The 16,054-nt window shown below is 57.5% G+C and carries 11 protein-coding genes; 8 read left to right on the plus strand and 3 right to left on the minus strand.

The genetic code is table 11. From position 1 onward, the window contains the following. Positions 1-89 precede the first annotated feature (89 nt). A complete protein-coding gene (gene yegD, locus EPIR_RS11130) occupies positions 90-1,442 on the plus strand; it encodes a molecular chaperone (RefSeq protein WP_023655499.1) in 1,353 nt (450 codons plus the stop codon). Between the two features lie 40 nt (positions 1,443-1,482). Here yegD and EPIR_RS11135 read toward each other — a convergent pair whose 3' ends face one another. Next, positions 1,483-2,445 (minus strand): aldo/keto reductase, encoded by a 963-nt coding sequence (locus EPIR_RS11135; protein WP_048697386.1) that lies wholly within the window; start codon positions 2,443-2,445, stop codon positions 1,483-1,485. A gap of 247 nt (positions 2,446-2,692) precedes the next feature. Between EPIR_RS11135 and EPIR_RS11140 the strand changes: the two genes are divergently transcribed. The 7 genes from EPIR_RS11140 to yegS all read left to right on the plus strand — a co-directional run bounded on the left by EPIR_RS11140 (position 2,693) and on the right by yegS (position 15,040). Continuing rightward, positions 2,693-3,898 carry an MdtA/MuxA family multidrug efflux RND transporter periplasmic adaptor subunit gene (locus EPIR_RS11140; RefSeq protein WP_023655501.1) on the plus strand — a complete coding sequence of 402 codons (1,206 nt, stop codon included), beginning with the start codon at positions 2,693-2,695 and terminating at the stop codon, positions 3,896-3,898. Further along, positions 3,898-7,017, plus strand: a complete 3,120-nt coding sequence (locus EPIR_RS11145; RefSeq protein ID WP_023655502.1) for an MdtB/MuxB family multidrug efflux RND transporter permease subunit — start codon at positions 3,898-3,900, stop codon at positions 7,015-7,017. Before EPIR_RS11140 ends, EPIR_RS11145 begins: the two co-directional genes overlap by 1 nt. Then, a complete protein-coding gene (gene mdtC, locus EPIR_RS11150) occupies positions 7,014-10,088 on the plus strand; it encodes a multidrug efflux RND transporter permease subunit MdtC (RefSeq protein ID WP_023655503.1) in 3,075 nt (1,024 codons plus the stop codon). Before EPIR_RS11145 ends, mdtC begins: the two co-directional genes overlap by 4 nt. An 89-nt stretch (positions 10,089-10,177) precedes the next feature. After that, positions 10,178-11,563 carry an envelope stress sensor histidine kinase BaeS gene (baeS, locus tag EPIR_RS11155; RefSeq protein ID WP_023655504.1) on the plus strand — a complete coding sequence of 462 codons (1,386 nt, stop codon included), beginning with the start codon at positions 10,178-10,180 and terminating at the stop codon, positions 11,561-11,563. 14 nt (positions 11,564-11,577) lie between these two features. Continuing rightward, entirely contained in the window at positions 11,578-12,285 is a 708-nt protein-coding gene (baeR, locus tag EPIR_RS11160; protein WP_023655505.1) for an envelope stress response regulator BaeR, read from the plus strand. Positions 12,286-12,436: 151 nt separating this feature from the next. Continuing rightward, positions 12,437-13,816, plus strand: a complete 1,380-nt coding sequence (gene trhP, locus EPIR_RS11165) for a prephenate-dependent tRNA uridine(34) hydroxylase TrhP (RefSeq protein WP_023655506.1) — start codon at positions 12,437-12,439, stop codon at positions 13,814-13,816. Between the two features lie 321 nt (positions 13,817-14,137). Further along, positions 14,138-15,040: a lipid kinase YegS gene (gene yegS, locus EPIR_RS11170; RefSeq protein WP_023655507.1), complete on the plus strand. Its 903-nt coding sequence runs from the start codon at positions 14,138-14,140 to the stop codon at positions 15,038-15,040. Positions 15,041-15,093: 53 nt separating this feature from the next. Here yegS and thiD read toward each other — a convergent pair whose 3' ends face one another. Both thiD and EPIR_RS18730 read right to left on the minus strand, forming a co-directional pair. Then, positions 15,094-15,894, minus strand: a complete 801-nt coding sequence (gene thiD, locus EPIR_RS11175) for a bifunctional hydroxymethylpyrimidine kinase/phosphomethylpyrimidine kinase (protein ID WP_023655508.1) — start codon at positions 15,892-15,894, stop codon at positions 15,094-15,096. Further along, positions 15,891-16,028, minus strand: coding sequence for a hypothetical protein (locus EPIR_RS18730; protein ID WP_157037521.1), 138 nt, complete (start codon positions 16,026-16,028; stop codon positions 15,891-15,893). The genes thiD and EPIR_RS18730 overlap by 4 nt, the downstream gene beginning before the upstream one ends. Between the last annotated feature and the right edge of the window lie 26 nt (positions 16,029-16,054).

Genomic DNA, 16,054 nt, shown 5'->3' on the forward strand with positions numbered 1-16,054 from the left:
CTTATCGCGCAAACCGGGTGCTGCAGCTTGCGCCGCTTGCGCTCTCAAGCTAAAGTCCTCCCCTTTTTTCACACTCAGCGGAGGAAACGATGTTTATCGGTTTCGACTACGGTACGGCAAACTGCTCCATTGCCATCATGGAAAACGGTGCACCCAGGCTGCTACCGTTAGAGCAGAACTCGCCCTGGTTACCTTCTATGCTGTGTGCGCCAACGCGCGATGCGGTGAGTGAATGGCTGTTCCGCCACCATCAGGTGCCGACTCCGCAGGCAGAAAATCAGGCGCTGCTGCGCCGCGCTCTGGCCTTCAACCGTGAAGAAGATATTGACGTCCTGCCGGGCAGCGTCAAATTTGGTCTGGATTCACTGGCACAGTATATGGATGACCCGGAAGAGGTGTGGTTTGTTAAATCACCTAAATCCTTCCTTGGTGCCAGCGGCCTGAAGCCACAGCAGGTGGCCTTTTTTGAAGACCTGGTCTGCGCCATGATGCTGCATATTCGTCAGACGGCAGAAAGTACTCTACGCCAAAACGTCACCCAGGCGGTGATTGGTCGCCCGGTCAACTTCCAGGGGCTGGGAGGCGATGAGGCCAACCGCCAGGCGGAAGGCATTCTGGCACGCGCCGCCAACCGTGCCGGTTTTAAGGAAGTCATTTTCCAGTTCGAGCCGGTAGCGGCGGGGCTAGAGTTTGAAGCGACGCTGAATAAAGAGACCCGCGTACTGGTGGTCGATATCGGCGGCGGAACCACCGACTGTTCCATGTTGCTGATGGGCCCGCAGTGGCAGGACAAAGTTGACCGCGCCGACAGCCTGCTTGGGCACAGCGGCTGCCGCGTCGGCGGTAACGATTTGGATATCATGCTGGCGTTTAAGGAGCTGATGCCGCTGCTCGGTCTCGGCGGTGAAACGGTCAAAGGCACCGGGCTACCGGCCCTGCCGTGGTGGAATGCCGTGGCGATCAACGATGTTCCGGCACAAAGCGACTTCTATGCCACCGCGTCGCGCAAACTGTTACAGGATTTGATCCGCGATGCCGCCGAACCGCAGAAAGTGCAGCGACTGCTGAAAGTATGGCAACAACGTCTCGGCTACCGCCTGGTACGCTCGGCAGAAGAGAGCAAAATCGCCCTGTCACAACGTGACGAGGTGCTGACCAGGCTGGACTTTATCGATAGTGGGCTGGAAACCGGTATTCGCGTCGCGGGGCTTGAGGCGGCTATCAGCCAGCCTCTGGAGCGTATCCAGGAGCAGGTGACTCTGGCGTTGAACACCAGCGGCACCCGTCCGGATGTCGTTTACCTGACCGGTGGCAGCGCCAAATCTCCGGTGCTGCGTGCGGCGCTGCAACAGCAGCTGCCGGATATTCCGTTAGCCAGCGGCGACGACTTCGGATCGGTGACCGCCGGTCTGGCGCGCTGGGCACAGGTGATGTTCAGATGATGCTGCACGGGCGGCCTTCACTGCGGCCGCCCAAAGCCATTTAATAGCGACTCACTTCCGACAGTAGACGCAGCTCGTCATCATTCAGTTTCAGCCCGGTCGCCTTCGCCAGCTCATCCACCTGGGCCAGCGAGGTGGCGCTAACGATAGGCGCGGTGATCCCCGGACGCGCAATCTGCCATGCCAGCGCAACCTGGGTCGGCGATGCGTGATGCGCTTCGGCTACCTGCACTAACGCATCAACAATTTTCAGCCCGCGTTCATTCAGGTATTTATCGACCACCCCCTGACCACGGGCACTCTTCGCGGCATCCTCTTTACTGCGATATTTACCGCTCAGGAAACCGCTGGCGAGGGAGTAGTAGTTAATCACCCCCAGCCCATGTTCCCGTGCCACCTGCTCCAGACCACTCTCATAACCGGCTCGATCGTAGAGATTATATTCAGGCTGCAAAGTTTCATAACGCGCCAGCCCACTATCGGCACTGAGCTTCAGCGCCTCTGTCAGGCGCGCAGCCGAGTAGTTAGAAGCGCCGATAGCGCGCACTTTACCCTCTTTAATCAGCGCATCAAACGCGCTTAAAGACTCCTGCAACGGCGTATCTTCATCGTCACGGTGCGCCTGGTACAGGTCGATATAGTCAGTTTGCAGGCGCTTGAGTGACGCTTCCACCGCCTGACGAATGTATTTCGCCGCCAGTCCGGTTTTACCGTTACCCAAATCCATACCGACTTTGGTGGCGAGGACAATCTTATCGCGCTTACCGCTGTGCTTTAACCAGTTACCGATTATCGTTTCTGACTCGCCCCCTTCATTGCCCGGCGCCCAGCGCGAATAGACATCAGCCGTGTCGATAAAATTCAACCCTTTTTCCAGCAGCGCGTCGAGCAGGGAAAACGACGTTTTTTCGTCGATAGTCCAGCCAAACACATTGCCACCAAAGGTCAACCTGGGTACCCGAATGGCGGAACGACCCAGTTGACGTAGTTCTGAATGACTCATCATGATTCTCCTGATTAGCAGTCGATAGCGCAGTTGATAAGTCTGGCAAATATCGATGAGTATGTTGGACAATTTGTAGCAAACTATTTGCAGAACTTGAATTTTCTCTGCGCGACAGTCGCTAACTAACCCGATATTCTTAATTTTTTCATTTTTCAGCGCCTGAAATTCGCTATTCTACTTCGATTCGGGATACTGGTTTGTCCCGCCCGGACTTCGCTTTCGTTTCACGGAGAGAAAACACAGCATGAATATACCCCGCCGATTTCCGCTTATTGCCCTGACGATCGTCACCGTATTGGCCGTTGCCGCAATTTACGTGTGGCACAGCCATAGTACGTCCTCAACGGCACACGGCCAGCAGGGTGCAAAAAACCGTCGAGGCGATGCCCTGCCGCCGGTGCAGGCGGCTAATGCCGTGCGTCAAAGCGTGCCGCAGTATCTCTCCGGGCTGGGCACCGTCACCGCTGCCAATACCGTGACGCTCCGCAGCCGGGTCGATGGCGACCTGATTGCTCTGCATTTTAGCGAAGGCGAAGAGGTTGAAGCCGGACAGTTACTGGCGGAGATCGACCCGCGCCCGTATGAGGTGGCATTGATGCAGGCCGAGGGACAGCTGGCAAAAGATCGGGCAACGCTGGCCAATGCACGCCGCGACCTTGCACGCTATGAAAAGCTGGCGCAAACCCATCTGGTATCCGCCCAAGAGCTGGACACCCAGCGCGCAAGCGTAAGTGAAACGCTGGGAACGATTAAGGCTGATGAAGGCAGCGTGGCGAGCGCCAAACTCAATCTTAGCTACAGCCGCGTCACAGCCCCGATAGCGGGCCGGGTTGGCCTGAAGCAGGTCGATGTCGGCAACTATGTCAGCAGCGGCGATACCAACGGCATTGTGGTGATTGCCCAGACTCATCCTATCGATCTGGTCTTCAGCCTGCCGGAAAGCAATATTGCCAGCATCCTTAGCGCGCAAAAAAACGGCAAGCTGCCGGTAGAAGCCTGGGATCGCAGTAACAAAACCTTGCTGACGCAGGGCATGTTGCTCAGCATGGACAACCAGATAGACAGCACCACCGGTACCGTCAAGCTGAAAGCGCGCTTTGATAATCAGGACGACAGCCTGTTTCCCAACCAGTTTGTTAACGCCCGGCTGAAGATTGGCACGCTGGAAAATGCCATTGTTATCCCGGCAGCCGCATTGCAGATGGGCAACGAAGGCAGCTTTGTTTGGGTGATTAACAGCGATGATAAGGTCAGCAAAAAAATCGTGGCGCCCGGCCTCCAGGATAGCGAAAAAGTGGTGATCGGTGCCGGTCTGGAAGCCGGTGAGAAAGTGGTGACCGACGGTATTGACCGCCTGACCGATGGTGCGAAGGTGGAAGTGGTGCCCGCGCAGGCCACGCCGCTCACCTCCGGCAAAATTATCCAACCCGCGAAAGGAGCCAGCGACTGATGCAGGTCATGCCTCCAACGCCCGGCGGCGGGCCATCCCGCCAGTTTATTTTGCGCCCGGTCGCCACCACACTGTTGATGATCGCCATTTTACTGGCCGGGATCATGGGCTATCGCGCCCTGCCGGTTTCCGCCCTGCCGGAAGTGGACTATCCCACCATCCAGGTGGTCACGCTCTATCCGGGTGCCAGCCCGGACGTAGTGACCTCGGCAATTACCGCCCCGCTGGAACGCCAGTTCGGGCAGATGTCCGGTCTGAAACAGATGGCCTCACAAAGCTCGGGGGGCGCTTCGGTGGTCAACCTGCAATTCCAGCTGGCATTACCGCTGGATGTTGCCGAGCAGGAAGTGCAGGCGGCGATTAACGCCGCCACTAACCTGCTGCCCGCCGATCTGCCTAACCCGCCGGTTTACAGCAAGGTGAACCCGGCCGATCCGCCGATTATGACCCTGGCCGTCACCACCACCAGTATGCCGATGACGCAGGTTACCGATATGGTAGAAACCCGCGTGGCGCAAAAAATTTCCCAGGTCTCCGGCGTCGGTCTGGTCACCCTTTCCGGCGGGCAACGCCCGGCGGTGCGGGTGAAACTTAACGCACAGGCGCTGGCCGCGCTGGGCATCACCAGCGAAACGGTGCGCAGCGCGATTAGCAGTGCCAACGTCAATTCGGCGAAAGGCAGCCTTGATGGCCCCGACCGCTCGATTACTCTCTCTGCCAACGATCAGATCAAAACCGTCGAAGGCTACCGCCAGCTGATTATCAGCTATCAAAACGGCGCACCGGTTCGTCTCGGCGACGTGGCAACGGTGGAACAGGGGGCAGAAAACAGCTGGCTCGGGGCCTGGGCCAACCGCCAGCCGGCCATCGTGCTGAACGTGCAACGCCAGCCGGGAGCCAATATTATTGAAACCGCCGATAATATTCGCCGCATGCTGCCGTCACTGACCGCCTCGCTGCCGAAATCAGTAGACGTTCAGCTGTTGAGCGACCGCACCACCAATATCCGCGCCTCGGTAGATGACGTGCAGTTCGAGCTGCTCCTGGCGCTGGCGCTGGTGGTGATGATTATCTATCTGTTTCTGCGCAACGCGGCGGCCACCCTGATCCCAGCCGTAGCGGTGCCTCTGTCGCTGATCGGCACCTTTGCCGCAATGTATTTTCTCGGCTTCTCAATTAACAACCTGACGCTGATGGCACTGACTATTGCCACAGGTTTCGTCGTCGATGACGCCATCGTGGTGGTGGAAAATATCTCGCGCTATATTGAAAAAGGCGAAAAGCCGCTGACGGCGGCGCTAAAAGGGGCGGGTGAAATCGGTTTCACCATTATATCCCTCACCTTCTCACTGATTGCGGTGCTGATCCCGCTGCTGTTTATGGGCGATATCGTTGGCCGCCTGTTCCGTGAATTTGCTCTCACCCTTGCCGTGGCCATCCTGATCTCGGCCGTTGTCTCCCTGACGCTGACGCCGATGATGTGTGCGCGACTGTTGAACGCCGAGTCTCTGCGTCAGAAAAATCGTTTCTCGCGCGCCAGCGAAGCGCTGTTTGATCGCATCATTGCTGGCTATGGTCGCCTGTTGCAACGGGTGCTGAACCATCCCTGGCTGACGCTCGGCGTGGCGCTCAGCACGATGGCGATCGCCGTGTTGCTGTGGGTTGCGATCCCAAAAGGCTTCTTCCCGTTGCAGGATAACGGCATTATTCAGGGGACGGTACAGGCTCCACAATCGGTTTCATACGCCAGTATGGCGCAGCGCCAGCAAGCGGTGGCCTCGGTGATTATGAAAGATCCGGCGGTACAAAGCCTGGCCTCCTTTGTTGGCGTCGACGGCAGCAACCAGGCGATCAATAGCGGCCGACTGCAAATCAATCTGAAGCCGCTGGACGAACGCGCCGACCGTATCCCTGAGGTGATAGCCCGCCTGCAACAGCAGGTTGCACAGCTGCCTGGCGTCACGCTCTATCTGCAACCGGTGCAGGATCTGACCATTGATACCCAGGCCAGCCGCACCCAGTACCAGTTCACCTTACAGGCAGGTTCGCTTGATGCCCTCAGCCTGTGGGTGCCTAAGTTGCTGACCTCGCTGCACGCCTTGCCTGAAATACGCGACGTCAGTAGCGACTGGCAGGATCAGGGGCTGGAAGCCTATATTCGCGTTGACCGTGACAATGCCAGCCGCCTCGGTATTTCACTGGCCGACGTGGACAACGCGCTTTACAACGCGTTCGGTCAACGGCTGGTATCGACCATTTATACCCAAGCTAACCAGTATCGCGTGGTACTGGAGCACGATACGGCGGCCACGCCTGGGCTGGCGGCGCTACAGAGCATCCGCCTGAAGAGCAGCGACGGCGGTAGCGTTCCGCTCGGAGCCATTGCCAGCGTCGAACAGCGTCATGGCGCATTGAGCATTAATCACCTCGACCAGTTTCCGTCCACCAGCTTTTCATTTAACGTGAGCGACAACTATTCGCTGGAACAGGCGGTGAATGCCATCAGCACGGCGCAGCAGGAGCTGGCGATGCCTGCGGATATCATCACCCAGTTCCAGGGCAGCACCCTCGCCTTTCAGGCAGCGCTTTCCAATACTGTGTGGCTGATCGTTGCCGCTATTGTGGCGATGTATATTGTGCTCGGCGTGCTGTATGAAAGCTTTATTCATCCGGTCACTATTCTTTCTACTTTACCCACCGCTGGCGTCGGTGCCCTGCTGGCGCTGATGATAAGCGGCAGCGAGCTGGACGTGATCGCCATTATCGGCATTATTTTGCTGATTGGCATCGTGAAGAAGAACGCCATCATGATGATTGACTTCGCGCTGGCCGCCGAGCGTGAACAGGGGATGACGCCGTATGAAGCCATTTATCAGGCCTGCCTGCTGCGCTTCCGTCCGATTCTGATGACCACCCTGGCGGCACTGTTTGGCGCACTGCCGTTGATGCTGAGCCAAGGCGTCGGTGCCGAGCTACGTCGTCCACTTGGCACCGCAATGGTTGGCGGACTGGTGGTCAGTCAGATACTGACGCTGTTTACCACGCCGGTGATTTATCTGCTGTTCGATCGCCTGGCTCATGCCATCCGCCGTCGACCGGTCGCGCGGGAGGCTGAGTGACTTTTTTCTCGCTGTTTATTCATCGCCCGGTGGCCACCTGGCTGCTAACGCTGGCGATTGTGCTGGCCGGGTTCCTCGGCTTTCGCCTGCTGCCGGTTGCACCGCTGCCGCAGGTGGATTATCCGGTGATCGTCGTCACCGCCTCGCTGCCCGGCGCTTCGCCGGAGATCATGGCCTCCTCGGTGGCCACGCCGCTGGAGCGAGCGCTGGGGCGTATTGCTGGCGTCAGTGAAATGACGTCCAGCAGTTCGCTGGGTAGCACTCATGTGATCCTGCTGTTTGACTTCGATCGCGATATCAACGGTGCAGCGCGCGATGTTCAGGGAGCGATCAACGCCGCCCAGAGCCTGCTGCCCAGCGGTATGCCGAGTCGCCCTAGCTATCGCAAGGTCAATCCGTCCGATGCACCCATTATGATTATGACGCTGACTTCGGATACGCATTCCCCCGGACAGCTTTATGACTATGCTTCTACGCAGCTGGCGCAACGGCTGGCGCAGATCGACGGCGTCGGCGATGTCACCGTAGGGGGCAGTTCACTGCCTGCGGTGCGCGTCGATCTTAATCCGCAGGCGCTGTTTAATCAGGGCGTTTCGCTGGATGCCGTGCGCACCGCTATCGCTGATGCCAACGTGCGTAAACCGCAGGGTGCCGTGGAGGATCATCAGCTGCGCTGGTGGCTAAAAACCAATGATGAGCTGCATACCGCCGCCGAATATCGGCCGTTAGTGATCCATTATCGCAACGGCGCGGCGGTACGCTTGCAGGATGTGGCGACCGTCACCGATTCGGTACAGGATGTGCGCAACGCCGGGATGTCCAATGCCCGTCCGGCAGTCCTGTTGGTTATTCGCAAATCGCCGCAGGCTAATATCATCGATACCGTCGACCGTATACGCGGTGAAGTGCCTGAACTGCGTAAAACCATTCCGGCGGCCATCCAGTTGGACATCGCCCAGGACAGCTCACGAACCATTCGCGCTTCGCTGCATGAGGTGGAGCAATCGCTGGCAATTTCCGTCGGGCTGGTTGTGCTGGTGGTGTTCGCCTTTCTGCGCTCAGGCCGCGCCACGCTTATCCCGGCCGTTGCGGTGCCGGTTTCGCTGATCGGCACGTTTGCCGCCATGTACCTGTGCGGATTCAGCCTCAATAACCTCTCGCTGATGGCGCTGACCGTGGCGACCGGCTTTGTCGTCGATGATGCGATTGTGGTACTGGAAAATATCTCGCGCCACGTCGAAGCGGGCATGAAACCTCTGCAGGCGGCGCAGCAGGGTGTACGTGAAGTGGGCTTCACGGTGATCTCCATGAGCATCTCGCTGGTGGCGGTATTTCTTCCGCTGCTGCTGCTGGACGGGCTAATCGGGCGCTTTTTCAAAGAGTTTGCCATTACGCTGTCGGTAGCGATTGCTATCTCACTGGTGATTTCACTGACGCTGACGCCGATGATGTGCGCCAGGCTGTTGCGCAGCAAAGCGCCGCACCAGCAGCAGCGCCTGCGTGGCTTTGGCCGGATACTGATGGCACTCCAGCAGGGCTATGGCCGTGGGCTGCACTGGGTGCTGGATCATGCCCGCTGGGGTCTGCTGGCCTTTGTTGCCACCCTCGGGCTGACGGTATATCTCTATGTTTCTATTCCAAAAACCTTTATGCCGGAACAGGATACCGGACGCCTGATGGGCTTTATTCAGGCCGACCAGAGCATCTCTTTCCAGGCGATGCGCGGCAAGCTGGAAACCTTTATGCGCATCGTTCGTAACGATCCGGCGGTGGGGAGCGTGGTGGGCTTTACCGGCGGAGGGGATACCAACAGCGGATCGATGTTTATTGCGCTGAAACCCCTATCCGAACGCAGCGATAACGCGCAGCAGGTCATTTCCCGTCTGCGAGAAAAGCTGGCGAAAGAGCCGGGTGCCAGCCTCTGGCTGATGGCGGTGCAGGATATTCGTATCGGCGCGCGCCAGTCCAATGCGGGCTATCAGTACTCGCTGCTCTCCGACAGCCTGGACGATTTGCGCCAGTGGGAGCCGAAAATCCGCCGCGCTTTCTCCACCCTTCCCGAGCTGGTAGACGTCAACTCTGACCAGCAGGATAAAGGTTCCGAGATGGCTCTGACCTATGACCGCACCAGCATGGCACGGCTAGGCATTGATGTCGCCGACGTCAATGGCCTGCTGAACAACGCCTTTGGTCAGCGCCAGATTTCTACCATCTATCAGCCGCTTAATCAGTACAAGGTGGTGATGGGAGTGGACCCGCGCTACAGCCAGGATATCAGCGCTCTGAATCAGATGTACGTGATTAATAATGAAGGTCACTCGATACCGCTGTCGGCTTTTGCCAAATGGCAACCGGCTAACGCCCCGCTGTCGGTCGAGCACGAAGGCTTATCGGCCGCATCGACCATCTCGTTTAACCTGCCGGAAGGGGTCTCGCTATCTCAGGCTTCAGCCGCCATTGAACGCAGCGTCACCTCACTTGGCGTGCCTGCCAGCGTGCGCGGCAGCTTTTCCGGCACGGCGGCGGTATTCGAAAAGACGCAGAGCAGCCAGCTGTGGCTGATCCTCGCGGCGATCGCCACGGTCTATATCGTGCTGGGTATCCTGTATGAGAGCTACGTCCATCCGCTGACTATCCTCTCCACCCTGCCCTCGGCAGGCGTGGGTGCGCTGCTGGCGCTGGAGCTGTTTGACGCACCGTTCAGCCTGATTGCACTGATTGGCATTCTGCTGCTGATCGGCATCGTGAAGAAGAACGCCATCATGATGGTCGATTTCGCCCTTCAGGCGCAACGCCAGGGTGATATGACGGCACGCGAGGCCATTTTCCAGGCCAGCCTGCTGCGCTTCCGTCCGATTATCATGACCACGCTGGCGGCTCTGCTTGGTGCCCTGCCGTTGGTGATCGGCAGCGGCGACGGTGCTGAACTGCGCCAGCCGCTGGGTATTACCATTGTCGGTGGGCTGGTGATGAGCCAACTGCTGACGCTGTTCACCACGCCGGTAGTCTATCTGTATATGGATAAACTGCGACGTAAACCGCGCTGGCAGCCCATAGAGGAAAAAAGCTAAGCGCATGGCTGCCGGGTTCTGTATCGCGCATATCATCGCCCGGCAGATACCGCCGCTAATGCGCTGATGACGAGTGGGAGTAAGCATTAATGTTGGCAAAATTACGTATCGGCATCACCGCCAAGCTGTTCGCCGGCATCTTATCTACCTGCATGCTGGTGCTGATTACCATGCACTGGGGGGTACGGCTTAGTTTCGAGCACGGCTTTGTTGACTATATTAAACACGGCAACGAGCAGCGGCTGATTTTGCTTGCCGATGCACTGAGCGACGAATACCAGCAGCACGGAAGCTGGGATTTCCTGCGGAATAACAACAAGCTGGTCTATAACATTTTGCACTCGCTGGAGCAGAATCCAGACGCTAACTCACAGCTGCCGCCCCACGGTTGGCGCACGCCATTCTGGGTTATCGATCTGCAATCCACTGTGATGATCGGGCCGCGCACGCCGCTGCCGCCGGAAGGCTCACGACGAAGTATTACCAGCCGTGATGGCACGGTGGTGGGCTGGGTGATCGGCTCCCCTGCGGAACGGCTGACGCGCAGCGCCGATATTAACTTTGACCAGCAGCAAAGACGCACCAGCTGGATGATTGTCGGCCTGACGATGCTGCTGGCGGCGCTGGTCACCTGGCTAATGTCTCGCGGGCTGCTGGCTCCGGTCAAACGACTGGTCGAGGGGACCCATCATCTTGCCAGAGGCGATTTCACCAGCCGGGTTGAAGCTTCCAGCCGTGACGAACTGGGCAGACTGGCGCAGGACTTTAACCGCCTGGCCAGCACGCTGGAAAAAAATGAAAGTATGAGGCGCGCCTTTATGGCCGATATTTCCCACGAGCTGCGTACCCCACTGGCCATTCTGCGCGGCGAGCTGGAGGCAATCCAGGACGGCGTACGCAAACTCACCCCACAGTCGATTATTTCCTTACAGGGCGAGGTCGCAACCTTAACTAAGCTGGTTGATGATGTGCATCAGCTGTCCTTATCGGATGAAGGTGCGCTCGCCTATCGTAAAAGCCAGACCGATCTCGTCCCGCTGCTGGAGCTGGTATCGGGCAGTTTTCACGCGCGTTTTGTTCAGCATCCGTTAACCCTGACACTTAGCCTACCGCCAAAAGCCGTGCAGTTTGGCGACCCGGACCGCCTGATCCAGCTGTTTACCAATTTGTTCGAAAACAGCCTGCGCTATACCGATCCCGGCGGCACTCTGCATATTACGCTGTTGTCATGTTCCAATGGCAACCTACTGCACTTTGATGACAGTGCGCCAGGGATCAGCGACCCGCAGCGGGAACATATTTTTGACCGTTTCTACCGGGCGGACGCTTCACGCAACCGCGCCAGCGGCGGCTCGGGGCTCGGGTTGGCTATCTGTCAGAATATTGTCGAAGCCCATGACGGCACCATCGTCGCCGATCACGCCGCCGCCGGAGGCGTGAGAATTACGATACACTTGCCGAATAAAATCCACTGACCCAGGCTGATGATATGAACCAGGCTCCCACCACCCCGCTAATTTTGATCGTCGAAGACGAGCCGAAACTTGGTCAGCTGATGATTGACTATTTGCAGGCGGCTAATTACCGCACTCATCACCTGCTGCGCGGTGATGAGGCGGTGGATTGGGTCAAGCAGCACACGCCGGATTTGGTGCTGCTGGATCTGATGCTGCCGGGGCTAGACGGGCTGTCAGTGTGCCGCGAGCTGCGCGGCTTTTCCGAGCTCCCGGTGGTCATGGTTACCGCGAAAATCGAAGAGATTGACCGACTGCTCGGGTTGGAGATCGGCGCGGATGACTATATCTGCAAACCCTTCAGCCCGCGTGAAATGGTGGCACGGGTGAAAACTATCCTCAAACGCTGCCAGCGTGGTCCGCAAGAACCGCACGCGGTTTCGCCGCTGATGATCGATGAAACATGTTTCAAGGCCAGCTGGGATGATAAACCGCTCGATCTGACTCCGGCCGAGTTTCGTTTGCTGAAAACGCTGTCACAACAGCCCGGCAAAGTGTTTTCCCGCGAACAGCTGCTAAACCATCTGTATGATGACTATCGGGTCGTGACCGACCGCACCATTGACAGCCATATTAAAAATTTGCGCCGTAAGCTGGAGTCGCTGGACGCCGAACAACCGTTTATCCGCGCGGTCTACGGCATCGGCTATCGCTGGGAATCAGATAGCTGTCGTTTGATTTAGATCAACTTTTCCACTTAACCACCGCTCTACAATTCCGCGCATTCGGACAGGCAGGCGCACGGAAATGGCTTGCCGGTCACGGCCGTATCCCATTTCGTTGCGACGCCTGTCCATCATCACCGTTTCTGACCTGATATCAGACTGAGAGATTATGTTTAAACCGGAACTGCTTTCTCCGGCCGGGACACTGAAAAATATGCGTTACGCGTTCGCGTATGGCGCAGACGCCGTGTATGCCGGTCAGCCTCGCTACAGCCTGCGCGTGCGCAATAACGAATTCAACCATCAGAACCTGGCGATCGGGATCAACGAAGCACACGCGCTCGGTAAAAAATTCTATGTGGTGGTTAATATTGCGCCGCATAACGCCAAGCTGAAAACCTTTCTCCGCGACCTGGAGCCGGTGGTCGCCATGCAGCCCGATGCGCTGATCATGTCCGATCCCGGCCTGATTATGCTGGTGCGCGAGGCTTTTCCACAGATGGCGATTCATCTCTCGGTGCAGGCTAATACGGTTAACTGGGCAACGGTGAAGTTCTGGCAGCAGATGGGGCTGAGCCGGGTGATCCTGTCACGCGAGCTGTCGCTGGAAGAGATTGCCGAAATTCGCCAGCAGGTGCCGGAGATGGAGCTGGAGATTTTTGTCCACGGCGCGCTGTGCATGGCTTACTCCGGCCGCTGTCTGCTCTCCGGCTATATCAACAAGCGCGATCCCAATCAGGGGACCTGTACCAATGCCTGCCGCTGGGAATATCGCGTTCAGGAAGGCAAGGAGGACGAGATCGGAAATATTGTACACCGCCAGCAGCCGATCGCGGTGCAGCAGGTTGACCCCACTCTCGGCGTCGGCCAACCCACCGACAGCGTATTTATGCTCGAGGAAGCGATGCGGCCAGGCGAATATATGACCGCTTTTGAAGACCAACACGGCACCTATATCATGAACTCAAAGGATCTGCGTGCCGTCGCCCACGTCGAGCGCCTGACGCAAATGGGCATCCATTCATTGAAGATTGAAGGGCGAACAAAATCTCACTATTACTGCGCGCGCACCGCTCAGGTTTATCGCCGAGCCATCGACGATGCCGCCGCAGGAAAACCGTTTGACCCCGACCTGTCAACCACGCTGGAAGGACTGGCCCACCGTGGCTATACCGAAGGTTTTTTGCGCCGCCATACGCATGACAGCCACCAGAACTACGAGAGCGGCTATTCCGTTTCTGAACGCCAGCAGTTTGTCGGGGAATTCACCGGCCTGCGCCGTGGCCCGCTGGCACAGGTGGACGTAAAAAATAAATTTAGCGTCGGTGACAGTCTGGAACTGATGACGCCGACGGGGAATATCCGTTTTATACTGGATCGAATGGAGAACGGTAAAGCGCAACAGACAGAAGTGGCCCCCGGGAATGGTCATCTGGTATGGCTGCTGCTGCCGGAAGAGGTTGATTTGAGCTGGGCACTCCTGATACGTAACCTTTCAGGGGACGATACACGCCAGACCCGGGCAACGGCCGCAAAAAAACTTTCATAAGGTGATTAATTTTAGAATACGATCACAGTAACAGATTGTGTTTACTGCCAAAATCTTCTGGCTCCAAACGATTAAATTCAAACGGCATAACCATCTGTTCTCATTCGTGTCGGCAAAGACATGCAGGATGAATAATGGTCTTAACCTATTCGACCCACATGGCTCCTCCCTGCGGGTCGCTTCTTTTTATAACGCCAGTTAAACCATCGGCAACTATGCATCCCTTTTCAGAAAACTTTCCACTTTATCCCCCTGGGTTACTCATCTGCGACAAGTTATGCTATAGATTGATGCAAACTGTGATGCCTTCAGGGAAAAAAAATGGAAACAGATTCAGTCACGCTGGCGATTTTGAACGGCAAAAGTGCCGGTAACGAAGAACTGCGCCAGGCCATTTCCACTCTGCGTGAAGAGGGATTTAAGCTGGAAGTACGCGTTACGTGGGAACATGGCGATGGCGAACGCTACGTCCATGAGGCGGTAAAACTGAACGCCACCACGGTGATTGCTGCCGGTGGCGATGGCACTATTAATGAGATAGCCACCGCGCTGGCGGGTATCACGCCAGCACATCGTCCGGTGCTGGGACTGGTACCGCTGGGTACCGCCAACGATTTCGCCAGCAGCTGCGGCATTCCGATGGAGATGGAGAACGCCCTGCGCCTGGCCATACTCGGCAAAGCAACGCCGATTGATCTCGCCCGGGTTAACCAGGATCGCTACTTTATTAATATGGCGACCGGCGGATTCGGCACGCGGATCACCAGCGAAACGCCGGAAAAGCTGAAATCGGCTCTCGGTGGCATCTCCTATCTGATTCACGGTCTGACGCGCATGGATACCCTGAAAGCGGACAGCTGTACGCTGGAAGGCCCTGATTTCCACTGGCAGGGAGATGCACTGGTCATTGGCATTGGTAATGGCCGCCAGGCCGGAGGCGGTCAGCTCCTGTGTCCGACCGCGCTGATCAACGACGGTAAACTGGAGTTAAGTATCGCCCCGTCACAAGACCTGTTGCCCACGCTGATGCACAAACTGACCAGCGCTGAGGACAAAAACCCGAATCTGGTTACCGCCTCTTTACCGTGGCTGACCATCCGTGCGCCCCATGAGATGACATTTAATCTCGACGGCGAACCGCTGAGCGGCAAAGAATTCCATATTGAGGTGCTGCCGGACGCGCTGGAGTGCCGCTTGCCGCCATCCTGCGAACTGCTGGCTTAATCAGATACAAGGATAAGCCTGCGGCTGCGCTGCTGGCTTATCTGACAGACAAATTACCACCATTGGTAAAAATGATGCACCGGCCCCTGTCCGTGGCCAACCTCCAGTGAATCCGCCTGCGCCAGTGCGCCCTGTAACCACCCTTTCGCTGCCTGCACGGTGTCAGCCCAGTTAGCATAACGCGGGCGCAGCGCCGCCAGCGCCGCAGACAGCGAACAGCCGGTGCCGTGCGTATTGCGCGTGGCGATGCGAGGCGCGCTAAAGCGCTGCTCACCTTCAGCCGTAAACAGCCAGTCAGGGCTTTCCGACTGGCTAAGATGACCGCCTTTCATCAGCACCGCACGGCAACCCAGCGCCAGCAGCGCCCTGCCCTGTTCACGCATGGCTGTTTCATCGCCCGCCGGGGCGCAATCGAGTAGCGCCGCCGCTTCTGGTAAATTCGGCGTTATCAAGGAGACCTGCGGCAGTAGCCGTGTGCGCAACATGCCAATGGCTTTGGGGTTGAGTAGCGCGTCGCCGCTTTTCGCCAACATCACCGTATCCAATACCACCCAGGGCGCGCTGGCATTTTTCAACCGCTGCGCGACCACCTCAACAATGTCACTGTCCGCCAGCATGCCAATTTTAATCGTGTCGATACGCACGTCTGACAGCACCGAATCCAGCTGCGCCCCGACGAAATCCGCATCAATGCGCCTGACTGACTGCACGCCGGTGGTGTTCTGCGCCACCAGGGCGGTTATCACGCTGGTGCCGTAGGCCGCCAGCGCGGAGAAGGCTTTCAGATCGGCCTGAATTCCGGCTCCACCGCTTGGATCGGTTCCGGCAATGGTCATGGCATTGATGCGTTTCATCGCCAAGCCCCCGTTTTCTGCGTGAAGGTCTGCACCACATTATTGGCCATACGGTGGATCGAGGATGACTGCTGGCGAAACAGGGTCAGTGAGTGGGCCACTTCGACGTGGCTAAAGGCTTGAGGTTGGATCATTTTAGCTCCCAACCGGCGTTCAAGAA

Source organism: Erwinia piriflorinigrans CFBP 5888, from assembly GCF_001050515.1.
In the GTDB taxonomy this organism is placed as follows: domain Bacteria; phylum Pseudomonadota; class Gammaproteobacteria; order Enterobacterales; family Enterobacteriaceae; genus Erwinia; species Erwinia piriflorinigrans.

Bases quoted from the DNA above. Each gene is read 5' to 3' on its own strand.
- yegD (WP_023655499.1), top strand. From the start codon at position 90: ATGTTTATCGGTTTCGACTACGGTACGGCAAACTGCTCCATTGCCATC.
- EPIR_RS18730 (WP_157037521.1), bottom strand. From the start codon at position 16,028: ATGATCCAACCTCAAGCCTTTAGCCACGTCGAAGTGGCCCACTCACTG.
- EPIR_RS11135 (WP_048697386.1), bottom strand. From the start codon at position 2,445: ATGAGTCATTCAGAACTACGTCAACTGGGTCGTTCCGCCATTCGGGTA.
- EPIR_RS11140 (WP_023655501.1), top strand. From the start codon at position 2,693: ATGAATATACCCCGCCGATTTCCGCTTATTGCCCTGACGATCGTCACC.
- baeS (WP_023655504.1), top strand. From the start codon at position 10,178: ATGTTGGCAAAATTACGTATCGGCATCACCGCCAAGCTGTTCGCCGGC.
- trhP (WP_023655506.1), top strand. From the start codon at position 12,437: ATGTTTAAACCGGAACTGCTTTCTCCGGCCGGGACACTGAAAAATATG.
- EPIR_RS11145 (WP_023655502.1), top strand. From the start codon at position 3,898: ATGCAGGTCATGCCTCCAACGCCCGGCGGCGGGCCATCCCGCCAGTTT.
- baeR (WP_023655505.1), top strand. From the start codon at position 11,578: ATGAACCAGGCTCCCACCACCCCGCTAATTTTGATCGTCGAAGACGAG.
- yegS (WP_023655507.1), top strand. From the start codon at position 14,138: ATGGAAACAGATTCAGTCACGCTGGCGATTTTGAACGGCAAAAGTGCC.
- thiD (WP_023655508.1), bottom strand. From the start codon at position 15,894: ATGAAACGCATCAATGCCATGACCATTGCCGGAACCGATCCAAGCGGT.